We start from the raw sequence: 12666 nt of genomic DNA, 5'->3' as shown, positions 1-12666 counted from the left end.
AACAAAACCAAACCGAAGCCCTATAGGAGCTGCCGCAGGCTGCTATCTTTTGACTTTGATTTTTAAAAACAAGATCAAAAGATCGCAGCCTGCGGCAGCTCCTACAGGGGAATTTCGTCTGGACGGAGACTATTTATCAGACTTGATGCTGGTCCAGACGCGGGTGCGCACGCGTTCGAGTTTCTGCGGCAATGGCTGGACGACGTAGAGGTTTTTCAGTGCCTCCGGGGTCGGTGTCAGGTTCGGGTTGTCGGTGATCTCTTTGTTGATCAGCGGGATCGAATCCTTGTTCGCATTCGGGTACCCGAGGAAGTCACTGATCGGCGCGATCACTTTCGGATCGAGCAAGTTGTTGAGGAATTCGTGGGCCTCTTCGACGTTCTTCGCGCTTTTCGGAATCGCGAAAGTGTCGAACCAGATCGGCGCGCCTTCCTTCGGCAAGCGCCAGTCGACCACGACACCGTTTTTTGCCTCTTTGGCGCGGTTGCCAAACTGGTAGAAGCTACCCGAATAACCGATGGCCACGCAGATGTCGCCATTGGCGATGTCAGTCATGTACTTGGCCGAGTTGAAGTAGGTGACGTACGGACGAACCTTGAGCATCAGCTCTTTGGCTTTTTCATAGTCGGCGGGGTTTTGGCTGTTCGGGTCGAGGCCGAGATAATGCAGGGCCAGCGGCAGAATTTCCGTCGGCGAATCGAGCATCGCTACGCCGCAGGATTTGAGTTTTTCCATGTTCTCCGGTTTGAACACCAGATCCCAACTGTCGACCGGCGCGTTGTCGCCCAGTGCAGCTTTGACCTTGGCCGGGTTGAAGCCGATCAGCACGGTGCCGACCATGTAAGGCACGCCGTACTGGTTGCCGGGGTCGTTCTTGCCCAGCAACTTCAACAGTTCCGGATCCTGGTGGCTCCAGTTTGGCAATTTCGACTTGTCGAGTTTCTGGAACACGCCGGCCTTGATCTGCGTTTCGAGGAACTGGTTCGACGGCACGACGAGGTCGTAACCGGAGTTGCCGGTGAGCAGTTTGGCTTCCAGGGATTCGTTGGTGTCGAAGGTGTCCCAGATCACTTTGATGCCGCTTTTTGCAGCGAAATCCTTGGGCACGGACGGCAGAATGTAATCCGCCCAGTTGTACACCCGCAGTTCGCGTTGCTCGGCCTGGACGGCGCAGGCCAGCAGCGTCAGCCCACACACGGCGGCACCCAGAATGCGTTTCATCGTGACCATGGTTGTTTCCCCAAAATGCGGCGTGAGTTCGATGGTTTTTATGTTCTGTACACGGCAGCGGCTTTAAAGGTAGCCGAGGGTAAAAAAAGGTCTAGCGTTTCGTTGTGGTTTTGATTCTTGCTGACAGCGTAGACGGATCACAGTGGGGGATGGGCCAAAAGGGGATCGATGTGGCCAATATGAATGACCACCGGGATGCGTGAGCATCCCGCAAGTCAATTGTGGTGAGGGGACATCACCAGAGAAATCGGTTAGGAGCGATAGCTCAGTTTTGCCACCCGGCTCTGCTGCGCCTGACCACGTGTCGCCAGGCAGTAATACAGCGGCACAGTGACCACCAGCCCGACCAGCCACGACAGATCCGCACCCTCCACCAGATTGGCGTACGGCCCGACATACAGCGAAGTATTGGCGAACGGCAGCTGCACAATGATGCCGATGAAGTACGCGACGATCGCGTGCAGATTGAAGCGCCCGTAAATCCCGCCGTCAGCGCGGAAGATCGAGGTGATGTCGTAGCTGCCGCGTTTGATCAGGTAGAAGTCGATCAGGTTGATCGCCGCCCACGGCACCAGCACCAGCAACAGCGCCAGAATCAGCCCGATAAACTCGGAGATGAAATCCGCCGAGGCACCCAGCGCCACCACGCAGCAACCCGCCAACACGACACTCGATAGCACCACGCGCACCTTGATGCTCGGCGTCCATTGGCTGGCGAAGGTCTGGATCGAGGTGATGATCGACAGCACCGCGCCATACAGATTCAGGGCGTTATGGCTGATGATATTGAGCAAAAACAGCACCATCAAAATCGGCCCCAGCCAGCCCGTCGACTGCTTGACCGCCGCCATCGCCTCGGTGCCTTCCGGAGTCGCCAACACCGCCACTGCGCCGAAGCTGAACGACAGAATTGTGCCCAGCGTCGCGCCCAGATACGTCGCCCAAAATGGCTTGGCGATGCCGATATCCGCCGGCAAATAACGCGAATAGTCGGACACGTACGGCGAGAAGCTGATCTGCCAGATGACCCCCAACGACACCGTCGCCAGCCAACCGGACAGGTTGAAGCTGCCGCGCGTGAGGAAATCCGCCGGCAAGTCATGGGCGAAGATATAGATGAAGCCGGCGAGCAGCGCGCTGCCCATCACCCAGGTGCCGATGCGGTTCAGCGTGTGAATGAAGTTGTAGCCGATCACGCCAATGGTCGTGGCCGCCAGCGCACCAATCAAAATGCTCAGCGGAACCGGCACCGACGGTGCAAGGCCGACAATGGATTTACCCGCCAGCACGATGTTGGAAATGAAGAAGCCGATGTAAATGATCGCCGCAAAAAACACGATCAACAGCGCGCCATAACGCCCGAACTGACCGCGACTCTGCACCATCTGCGGAATGCCCATGCGCGGGCCTTGCGCCGAGGCCAGCGCAATCACCACGCCGCCAATCATGTGCCCCAGCGCAATCGCCAGCAGCCCCCAGAGCAAATCGAGATGGAACACCTGAACCACCATGGCGCCGGTAACGATGGGCAGTGGCGCAATGTTGGTGCTGAACCAAAGGGTAAAAAGGTCGCGGGCCTTGCCGTGGCGTTCCGCGAGTGGGACGTAGTCGACCGTATGATTCTCGATCAACGGATCTTGCCTGGACATCTGGGGCATAGGAATGAACTCGAGTTTGTCTGTTCTTATCTTTGTATGAAGCCAAACCGGGGGGACTCTCTGGCCGCCCCTCAGATGCAGACCATATTATGGTATTCCAAACTTTTCACAAGACTGATCCGTAGTTCACAGCGCTAACTGATACGTCATCCTCCCTGAAACCGTGGCTCACAGGCCAGCCGCAAGCCCAATAAACGTTGAGTTTCCGACGAAAGCGCCACGTTAATCGGTTCAGCTTAAAAGCCCTTGCAAAGTAAAATTACTGGTATACCATCAGACCAACAAATACATAAAAATCGCGTCACAACACCCGAGGATCGTCCAATGATCGATGCAGCCATCTACAAACAAGTCATGGGCTCGTTTCCGTCCGGCGTCACTGTCATCACCACGCTGGATGATGACGGGCAGATCGTCGGCCTGACCGCCAGCGCCTTCAGCTCACTGTCGATGGATCCTGCGCTGGTGCTGTTCTGCCCCAACTACAGCTCCGACTCCTACCCTGTGCTGATCAAGAACAAACGCTTCGCGATTCATGTTCTGTCCGGCGGCCAGCAAAGCGAAGCCTACGCTTTCGCCCGCAAAGGCAAGGACAAGGCGCACGGCATCGAGTGGACGCTGAGCGAACTGGGTAACCCGATTCTGGCCAATGCGACGGCTATCATCGAGTGTGAACTGTGGCGCGAATACGAAGGCGGCGACCACGCCATCATGGTCGGCGCCGTGAAGAACCTGATCGTCCCCGAGCAGCACAGCGGCCCGCTGGTGTACTGCCACGGCAAAATGGGCGCCCTGCCCGTCCTGGCCTGAATAGATCAATGTAGGAGCTGCCGCAGGCTGCGATCTTTTGATTTTTCTTTAAACACCAGATCAAAAGATCGCAGCCTTCGGCAGCTCCTACAGAGTTCAGCGTAAGCAGGCGAAGGCTTACAAGTTTTTGCCTCAACAACAAAAGATCCGAGGAAGCGTGATGAAATTTTCCCTGTTCGTACACATGGAGCGCTGGGACGAAAGCGTCAGCCACCGCCAACTGTTCGAAGACCTGACCGAACTCACCCTGATGGCCGAGGCCGGCGGTTTCAGCACCGTGTGGATCGGCGAACACCACGCGATGGAATACACCATCTCGCCAAGCCCGATGCCGCTGCTGGCCTACCTCGCGGCAAAAACCACGACCATCCACCTCGGCGCCGGCACCATCATCGCGCCGTTCTGGCACCCGCTGCGAGTGGCCGGTGAATGCGCCTTGCTCGACGTGATCAGCAATGGCCGCATGGAAGTCGGTCTGGCCCGTGGCGCTTATCAAGTTGAATTCGATCGCATGGCCGGCGGCATGCCTGCCTCAAGCGGCGGCCAGGCGCTGCGCGAAATGGTTCCGGTGGTGCGCGCCCTTTGGAAAGGCGATTACGCCCACGACGGCGACATCTGGAAATTCCCCACTTCGACCAGCGTGCCGAAGCCGATTCAGCAGCCGAACCCGCCGATGTGGATCGCCGCCCGCGATCCGGATTCGCACAACTTCGCGGTGGCCAACGGCTGCAACGTGATGGTCACGCCATTGATGAAAGGCGACGAAGAAGTTCTCGACCTGAAGAACAAATTCCAGACCGCACTGGACAACAACCCCGACGTACCGCGCCCACAATTGATGGTGCTGCGTCATACCCACGTGCACACCGCAGACGATCCGGACGGCTGGAAAGTCGGCGCCAAAGCGATCTCGCGCTTCTACCGCACCTTCGACGCGTGGTTCGGCAACAAGCAAACCCCGGTCAACGGCTTCCTCGACCCAAGCCCGGAAGAGAAGTTTGCCGGGCGTCCTGAGTTCGAACTGGAAAGCTTGCACAAAACCGCAATGATCGGCACGCCGGAAGAGATCATTCCGCGCATCAAGTACTACCAGGAACTGGGCGTGGATGAGTTCAGCTTCTGGTGCGACAACAGCTTGCCGCATGCCGAGAAAAAGAAATCGCTGGAGTTGTTTATCAAGCACGTGGTGCCGGCGTTTCGCTGAGTGATCTGCTGATCAGGCCTGGCCAATGAAAACGCCCCGATTGATTCGGGGCGTTTTTTTTTAACAGTCCTGACAACTTTATTGCCATGGAAATTCGGGGCGGATTTCGCAAGCCATTCCAACAGCCAGAAGACTCTTTCGAACCTTTAAAACCTCTTGAGCCCGACCGACCATCACTAGAGGAAGACCCTTCTGTAGCAAAGTTCTTGCCTCTAAAAAATTGCCACCGCTCGCTGCAGCTACCGCTCTGACATGCACCTGATCTCGATAGTCCCCGCGACAGTGCACCTCATATTGGGTCTCATCCATTTCCATAGGCGAAAAATGGGTGGTAACCACCGATGCGCCACACTCAACACACTGTAAGCCCTGAGTGCGGCCAGCCTTAAAAGCAACCAATCCTGCGCCACACTCCTCGCACGCCATCAGACATTCCTCTCCCCCACGGCGGATCACAACTAAACAGCCCTTGACGAGAAAGCGAGCCAGCTTCACAGCCACTCGCTGCGATGCCACCTCAACTTCTCAAGCGAATCGGCTAACGCGCTCTACTCAACACCCATATTTTTGAGCAACCTGATCACCGGACAGCAGAGCATCGTCGATGTCGGACAAAATACAAGGCCAGAGTTTCGCAACGCCCAAAAAGAACACCCGGTACATCAATCTGGAGTGTTGTGTATGGTCAAGGTCTATCTCAATCAGCGATTGGGGAGGATCACCCAATACGTTCTGCCACTCCAGACGATCTTCGCTGTCGTACATCTCGTAAAACCAATCCTCCGGAAGCAATGACAGCCATATATCCGAGTCGCCTTCACCGATTGTCCCCCGAGGCTTCCCGCCAGTGTTAACGAATCCACCGGCGGCGAGAACAGCCGCTCTGAAATCTTCTACGGTTAGTTTTCTTGAGGAAATGATCATTGCGGATAACGACATTTACTCCTATCTCCTCTTCTGGTTTCGCGTCAACTCATCGCGGCTAACAATCTGGCCGCACGCCCGGACAGAACAGGGTTCTGCGCCGTTGCTGAGCATTCATCGTTCAACTTCCAATGCCGGGAGGATATCAAGGTCTGCGGGGTCGGGTAGAAACAAGCGTGCTGTTAACCAGCAGGACGCGATGGCTGTTGCAAACAGCGTCGCCAAACCGATAAGTTCCTCCGCGATATCCGCCCCTTTAGCATCATGAAGCACCGCATATATAAAAGGCACAACCCATAAAGTGGCCAGACAAGCGCCCGACAAAGCGATGACTGTGCAGTTTCGTTGCGTGCGGTTGATTTTCATGAGTGCAATCACCGCTGAAAAAATCAGAAACGGCAGCAGAAAGATTGCTTGAGCCAGCAGCGGCGCGAGAAATGGCATCAGCAGCAACTGCGCGCCAGCGACCTCACCGATCAATCGGGGGTTCATGGCCACATGGGCGAGGGTCGCAATCGTCTTGATTATCCCTGCGATGAAACCCGGAACCAGCGGGCAGAAAAGGAACGCCAGAAATACCTTCAGACGTGGATAACTCAACTCACTCAAGATCAAAGCCTCTGCAATGCGTTTCACTGGCCGCGCTCAGACCGCCCTATCCAGATGGCTGTTCAACAGCGGACCAGGTTCTCCAGCGTCAGGTTCAAGGTTGCATCATACAACTCTGCCAGGCTTTGACGACCCTTCAACCCAGCACCTGCATACAAGTAGCAGCAACACTTTGCGCCGATAGTGAAGGCTGCCATTTCGGCTTTCCAAACCATCGCTGACGCAAGGAGTTTGCATGAGCACATTCACCACGCAAGACGGCACCGAGATCTATTTCAAGGACTGGGGCAGCGGCAAACCCGTGCTGTTCAGCCATGGCTGGCCGCTGGATGCCGACATGTGGGAATACCAGATGGAATACCTGAGTAGCCGTGGCTACCGCACCATCGCGTTCGATCGCCGGGGTTTCGGCCGCTCCGATCAGCCGTGGACAGGTTACGACTACGACACTTTCGCCGATGACATCGCGCAATTGATCAACCATCTGGATCTGCGTGACGTGACGCTGGTGGGCTTCTCCATGGGCGGTGGCGACGTCAGCCGCTACATCGCCCGTCATGGCAGCGAGCGCGTTGCCGGGCTGGTGTTGCTGGGTGCGGTGACGCCGTTGTTCGGCAAGAAAGCGGACTTCCCGGAAGGCGTCGACACGTCGGTATTCGACGGCATCAAGGCTGGCCTGTTGAAGGATCGTGCGCAGTTCATCGCCGATTTTGCCGCGCCGTTCTATGGCACCAATCAGGGCCAGAAAGTCTCTGACGGCGTGCTCACACAAACCCTGAATGTGGCTCTGCTGGCGTCGCTCAAGGGCACGGTGGATTGCGTTACTGCGTTCTCGGAAACCGACTTCCGTCCGGACATGGCCAAGATCGATGTGCCGACGCTGGTGATTCATGGCGACGGCGATCAGATTGTGCCGTTTGAAACCACGGGTAAGCAGGCTGCTGCGCAGATCAAGGGTGCTGAGTTGAAGGTGTATGCCGGTGCACCGCATGGTTTTGCGGTGACCCATGCGCAAGCATTGAATGAAGACCTGCTGGCGTTCCTCAACCGATAACCCCTCTAAGATTCCCATTACCCTGTGGCGAGGGGATTCAGCGAAACGTCGCACCGCCCCGTTGGACTGCGCAGCAGTCCCTTTTTTTGAAATCAAAAGAAGGGCCGCTTCGCGACCCAACGGGGATAAATCCCCTCACCACAAGGATTGCACTCTGGTTGAAGATTTTTGTGTGTAGTTGCAGGTCCGTCCACTGCTAGAACCCCCGTATTCAAAGGTCTTCACCCCCCTGCATCAGAATTTTATCTTCACATCCCAGCTTAATAATATTTTACCGATATCCCCCCTCTCCCTAGTCTGACCTCAAGCCAAACGGACAAGCCAACAGCGCCCGAATCCAACTGCCTTGCTAGGAAGGATGTAGAGATGACCACTGAAATAATAAAAACAGACACGCTGATCGTGGGTGCCGGCCAGGCAGGCGTCGCCATGAGCGAGCACCTGAGCAAACTCGGTGTGCCGCACCTGGTGCTGGAGCGCAACCGCATTGCCGAGCGCTGGCGCACCGGGCGTTGGGATTCGCTGGTCGCCAATGGCCCGGCGTGGCACGACCGCTTCCCGGGTCTGGAATTCGATGACGTCGATCCCGACGGTTTCGCCCCGAAAGAACGCGTGGCCGATTACTTCGAAGCCTATGCGAAGAAATTCAACGCACCGATTCGTACCGGCGTCGACGTGAAAAGCGTGGTGCGCAATGTCGGTCGCCCCGGTTTCACCGTCGAGACCTCCGAAGGTGTGATCGAAGCCAGCCGCGTGGTCGCCGCCACCGGCCCGTTCCAGAAACCGGTGATTCCCGCGATCGCCCCGCAAGACGAACGCCTGCTGCAAATCCACTCCGCTGACTATCGCAACCCGCAGCAACTGCCTCAGGGCGCAGTGCTGGTGGTCGGCGCAGGCTCGTCGGGCGTGCAGATTGCCGATGAACTGCAACGCTCCGGCAAGCAGGTTTACCTGTCTGTCGGCGCCCACGACCGCCCGCCTCGCGCTTACCGTAATCGTGATTTCTGCTGGTGGCTGGGCGTGCTCGGCGAGTGGGATCAAGCGGCGATGAAACCTGGCCGCGAGCACGTGACCATCGCGGTAAGCGGCGCGCACGGCGGGCGCACCATCGATTTCCGTGGTCTGGCCCATCGCGGCATGACCCTGGTCGGGGTGACCGAGTCGTTCAACAACGGTGTGGTGACCTTCAAACAGGATCTGGTCGGCAACCTCAATCGCGGTGACGAAAACTACCTGGCGCTGCTGGACGCTGCCGACGCCTACATCGAGCGTAACGGCCTCGATCTGCCGGAAGAACCGGAGGCTCGCGAAACGTTTCCAGAGCCTGAGTGCGTGAAAAACCCGCTGGCCGATCTGGATCTGGCCAAGGCTGGCATCACCTCGATCATCTGGGCGACAGGTTTTGCCGTGGATTATTCCTGGCTGCAAGTCGCGGCGTTCGATGACAAAGGCAAGCCTGTGCATCAGCGCGGTGTGTCGAGCGAACCGGGGGTTTATTTCCTCGGTTTGCCGTGGCAGTCGCGTCGCGGTTCGTCGTTCATCTGGGGTGTTTGGCACGACGCCAAACACGTCGCCGATCACATCGCGACCCAGCGCAAATATCTGGACTATCGCGACGCCGAGCAGCGTGAAGCCGAACTGCACTCGCCGACATACAGCAAAATCGCCGACACCGTCGACGCCTGATTTTTCTCTTTCGATCCGGCGCCGATTGCGCCGGGCAACCCTGATTCTGGAGCTGTAAATGAGCACACCAACCCACACTCGCATCCGTATGTTCAACACCAAAGACACCTACCCGAACCAGACGCTGGACAACGACCTGTGCCAGGCCGTTCGCGCCGGTAACACGGTGTATGTCCGTGGTCAGGTCGGTACTGATTTCGACGGCAATCTGGTCGGTCTCGGCGACCCGCGTGCGCAGGCGGAACAAGCGATGCGCAACGTAAAGCAGTTGCTGGAAGAAGCTGGCAGCGACATGAGCCACATCGTCAAAACCACCACCTACCTGATCGACCCGCGTTATCGCGAAGCGGTGTATGGCGAAGTGGGCAAGTGGCTCAAGGGCGTGTTCCCGATCTCGACCGGGCTGGTGGTGTCGGCACTGGGGCAGCCGCAGTGGCTGATGGAGATTGATGTGATTGCGGTGATTCCTGAGTAAGGCATAACACCGAGTTATGGCCTTCGCGGGCAAGCCTTGCTCCTACAGAGGCAGATCTTTGTAGGAGCAGAGCTTGCTCGCGAAGAGGCCCTAAAGGACAACCATTTCCTCAAAAGGATTAAAACCATGACCTTTTCAATCGCAGCCCGCTGCGCCGAAACCGGCCAGTTCGGTGTCGCCATCAGTTCCTCCAGCATCGCCGTCGGCGCGCGCTGCCCATGGTTGCTGCCGGGCGTTGGCGCGGTGTCGAGCCAGAACATCACCTTGCCCTCGCTCGGCCCGGAAGTGCTCGCGCTGATGGAGCAAGGCCTGTCGCCGGACGAAGCACTGGACAAAGTCCTCACGCGCAACGGCTACAGCCAGTACCGCCAGATCACCGCGATCAACCACCTCGGCCAGACCGCGCACTTCAGCGGTTCGCAGACCCTCGGCGTGCACAACGCGGTCTCCGGCGAACAGTGCGTCGCTGCCGGCAACATGCTCGCCGGGCGCTCAGTCATCGAAGCGATGGTCAGCGCTTTCGAAGACGGCGAAGGCCAACTCGCCGACCGCCTGCTCAAAGCCCTGCACGCCGCGCAAGCCCTCGGTGGCGAAGCCGGCCCGGTGCATTCGGCCGCCGTCGTCGTGGTCGGTGAACAGACCTGGCCGATCGTCAATCTGCGCGTCGACTGGGCCGATGAAAACCCGATCGGTCAGTTGCAAAAACTTTGGGATGCCTACCAACCACAGTTGCAGGACTACATCGACCGTGCCCTCGACCCGGCCAAGGCCCCGGGTTACGGCGTCGCCGGTGATGATCGATGAACAGCGTCGAGTTGCTCAGAGCGCTGGTGGGTTTCGACACCACAAGCCGTGAATCCAACTTGCAACTGATCGAATTCGTCCGCGATTACCTTGAAGGTTTCGACGTGCCCTGCGCGTTGATCTACAACGATGAGCGCAGCAAAGCCAACCTGTTCGCCACGATCGGCCCGGTGGATCAACCGGGCATCGTGCTGTCCGGGCACACCGATGTAGTGCCGGTCGACGGCCAGCCGTGGACGCTGCCACCGTTCGAACTGACGGAGCGAGATGGCAAGCTGTTTGGCCGAGGCACGGCGGACATGAAGGGCTACATCGCCTGCGTGCTCGCCTTGGTGCCGGCGCTGGTGCAGGCTTCGTTGCGCGTCCCGGTGCACATCGCGTTGTCGTATGACGAAGAAGTCGGCTGCCTCGGCGTGCGCTCTTTGCTCAAGGTTTTGCAGCAGCGCCCAATCAAACCACTGCTGTGCATCATCGGCGAACCGACTGAACTGAAACCGGTGCTCGGCCACAAAGGCAAACTGGCAATGCGCTGCGATGTGCACGGCCATCCGTGCCATTCGGCCTACGCGCCACTCGGGGTTAACGCCATCGAGTACGCCGCCGAACTGATCGGCGAACTGGGGCGCCTCGGTCAGCAACTGAAAGCACCGGAGCATCACGACAAGCGTTTTGATCCGCCCTACAGCACCGTGCAAACCGGCGTCATCAGCGGTGGTAAAGCGCTGAACATCGTGCCCGCCGATTGCCGTTTCGATTTCGAAATCCGCGCCCTGCCCTCGCAGGATCCGGCGCTGGTCGCCGAGGCGCTGAAAAGCTATGCCGAACGCGAAGTGCTGCCACGCATGCGTGCGGTCAGCGAGCAAAGTGAAATTCGTTTCAATGAGTTGTCGGCGTATCCGGGGCTGGTCACCGATGCGCAGAGCCAGGCTGCCGAGTTGATTGCGGCGTTCTGCGGCTCAACGGAATTCGGCACGGTCGCGTTTGGCACTGAAGGCGGACTGTTTGATGCGGTGGGGATTCCAACTGTAGTCTGCGGTCCCGGCAGCATGGATCAGGGCCACAAACCGGATGAGTTTGTCAGCCTCGATCAGTTGCAGGCTTGCGATGACATGCTCCAGCGGATGCTGGCGTTTATCCGCGATTGATATCCGGCTCGACTGCACTCACGCGTACAGTCGGGCCAATTCCTCACGGCAATGGTCGACGAACAACTGCACCGGTTTGGTCAGTTGTACCCGGCGCAACCATGCCGCCGACAATCCCGAACCGGTCACCGTTTCCGCCAACGGCACACACACGACTTGCTGGCCGTCGTAGGTGTAATCGCTGAACGGTTTAGTCACCAGAATCGAAAAGCCGAAACCATTGCCGACCATGCCGCGCACCATCTCGATCGACGGTGAGCTGAAGACGATGTTCGGCGTCAGTCCGCGCTCTTCGAAGATGCTCACGAAGTAGGTGCGGCTCGGCACCACGTCAAGCAGGATCATCGGCTCCAGCACCAGATCGTGCAAAGAAACCTTGGCCTGCTGCGCGAAGCGATGGTTGGCCGGGAGCAGCGCATAAGGCTGCTGCGGCGGCATCAGCGGCGTGGTTTCGATGGTGCTGTCGAGGTCGTGCTCGAACATCATCGCCACGTCGATGCTGCCAGCGGTGAGGGCTTGCACCAGCTCTTGTTGCTCACCGTCGCGGATGCGGATTTCCACGCCGGGCCAGCGCGCCTTGAAACCGGCGATCAGACGCGGCAGGTACAGCGGCGCGACGGTTTCGAAACAGCCGATATCGATCTGTCCGGAGACCACGTCGTTGTCGGCCAGGGCGTTTTGTTCGAACTCGTGAGCAACGCGCAACAGCTCCAGCGCCTTGCGATAAAAGCGCGAACCGCTCGGCGTCAGCGAGACGCCTTGGGCGTGGTGGCGGATGAACAGCTGCACACCGAAGCTTTCTTCCAGATGCTTGATCGCGGTGGAGACCGATGGCTGCGCGATGTAGAGCTTGCGCGAGGCTTCGGCGACGCTGCCGCAATCGGCGGTGGTGACGAAGTATTTGAGCTGGCGCAGGTTGTAGGCGGCCATGGGAATCTCCAGAAAATCAAAGGATCGCTGTGGCGAGGGGATTTATCCCCGATGGGGCGCGAAGCGGCCCCTGTTTTTAAAGTCAAAAGAGGGGCCGCTGCGCAGCCCATCGGGGATAAACCCCCTCACCACAGGAA

12 protein-coding genes are annotated in these 12666 nt (G+C 58.2%); 7 read left to right on the top strand and 5 right to left on the bottom strand.

From position 1 onward, the window contains the following. Positions 1-129: 129 nt before the first annotated feature. Complete coding sequence (locus QMX93_RS16145; protein ID WP_282357017.1) at positions 130-1230, bottom strand: polyamine ABC transporter substrate-binding protein; 1101 nt, start codon at positions 1228-1230, stop codon at positions 130-132. A 251-nt stretch (positions 1231-1481) separates the two neighbouring features. Continuing rightward, on the bottom strand, positions 1482-2888 hold the full coding sequence (locus tag QMX93_RS16140) for a cytosine permease (RefSeq protein WP_282357016.1): 1407 nt from the start codon (positions 2886-2888) through the stop codon (positions 1482-1484). A 324-nt stretch (positions 2889-3212) separates the two neighbouring features. Between QMX93_RS16140 and QMX93_RS16135 the strand changes: the two genes are divergently transcribed. Next, positions 3213-3698 carry a flavin reductase family protein gene (locus QMX93_RS16135; protein WP_282357014.1) on the top strand — a complete coding sequence of 162 codons (486 nt, stop codon included), beginning with the start codon at positions 3213-3215 and terminating at the stop codon, positions 3696-3698. Positions 3699-3858: 160 nt separating this feature from the next. Beyond that, entirely contained in the window at positions 3859-4902 is a 1044-nt protein-coding gene (locus QMX93_RS16130; RefSeq protein ID WP_282357013.1) for an LLM class flavin-dependent oxidoreductase, read from the top strand. A 552-nt stretch (positions 4903-5454) separates the two neighbouring features. Here the strand turns inward: QMX93_RS16130 and QMX93_RS16125 are convergent. Together QMX93_RS16125 and QMX93_RS16120 are read right to left on the bottom strand one after the other, a co-directional pair. Continuing rightward, positions 5455-5841: a hypothetical protein gene (locus tag QMX93_RS16125; RefSeq protein ID WP_282357012.1), complete on the bottom strand. Its 387-nt coding sequence runs from the start codon at positions 5839-5841 to the stop codon at positions 5455-5457. A gap of 99 nt (positions 5842-5940) precedes the next feature. After that, a complete protein-coding gene (locus QMX93_RS16120; RefSeq protein ID WP_282357011.1) occupies positions 5941-6462 on the bottom strand; it encodes a hypothetical protein in 522 nt (173 codons plus the stop codon). A gap of 208 nt (positions 6463-6670) precedes the next feature. On the opposite strand from QMX93_RS16120, the gene QMX93_RS16115 reads away from it, so the two are divergent. From QMX93_RS16115 to argE, 5 genes are all read left to right on the top strand, one after another. Then, positions 6671-7489, top strand: a complete 819-nt coding sequence (locus QMX93_RS16115; protein WP_212544574.1) for an alpha/beta hydrolase — start codon at positions 6671-6673, stop codon at positions 7487-7489. A gap of 366 nt (positions 7490-7855) precedes the next feature. Further along, complete coding sequence (locus tag QMX93_RS16110) at positions 7856-9175, top strand: NAD(P)/FAD-dependent oxidoreductase (protein ID WP_282357010.1); 1320 nt, start codon at positions 7856-7858, stop codon at positions 9173-9175. A gap of 58 nt (positions 9176-9233) precedes the next feature. Continuing rightward, positions 9234-9650 carry a RidA family protein gene (locus tag QMX93_RS16105; protein WP_201226757.1) on the top strand — a complete coding sequence of 139 codons (417 nt, stop codon included), beginning with the start codon at positions 9234-9236 and terminating at the stop codon, positions 9648-9650. A 126-nt stretch (positions 9651-9776) separates the two neighbouring features. Beyond that, the gene (locus tag QMX93_RS16100; RefSeq protein WP_053121251.1) at positions 9777-10454 is read left to right on the top strand and encodes a DUF1028 domain-containing protein; all 678 of its coding nucleotides are present in this window, start codon (positions 9777-9779) and stop codon (positions 10452-10454) included. Then, positions 10451-11599, top strand: a complete 1149-nt coding sequence (argE, locus tag QMX93_RS16095) for an acetylornithine deacetylase (RefSeq protein WP_282357008.1) — start codon at positions 10451-10453, stop codon at positions 11597-11599. Before QMX93_RS16100 ends, argE begins: the two co-directional genes overlap by 4 nt. An 18-nt stretch (positions 11600-11617) precedes the next feature. On the opposite strand, the gene QMX93_RS16090 is transcribed toward argE, so the two are convergent. Further along, positions 11618-12529 (bottom strand): LysR family transcriptional regulator, encoded by a 912-nt coding sequence (locus QMX93_RS16090; RefSeq protein ID WP_053121255.1) that lies wholly within the window; start codon positions 12527-12529, stop codon positions 11618-11620. Between the last annotated feature and the right edge of the window lie 137 nt (positions 12530-12666).

The sequence above is a fragment of the Pseudomonas sp. PS01303 genome (assembly GCF_029959385.1).
Taxonomy (GTDB): domain Bacteria; phylum Pseudomonadota; class Gammaproteobacteria; order Pseudomonadales; family Pseudomonadaceae; genus Aquipseudomonas; species Aquipseudomonas rustica.
The sequence above is the reverse complement of the archived record's forward strand: the minus strand, read 5'-3'. Positions and strand labels throughout refer to the sequence as shown.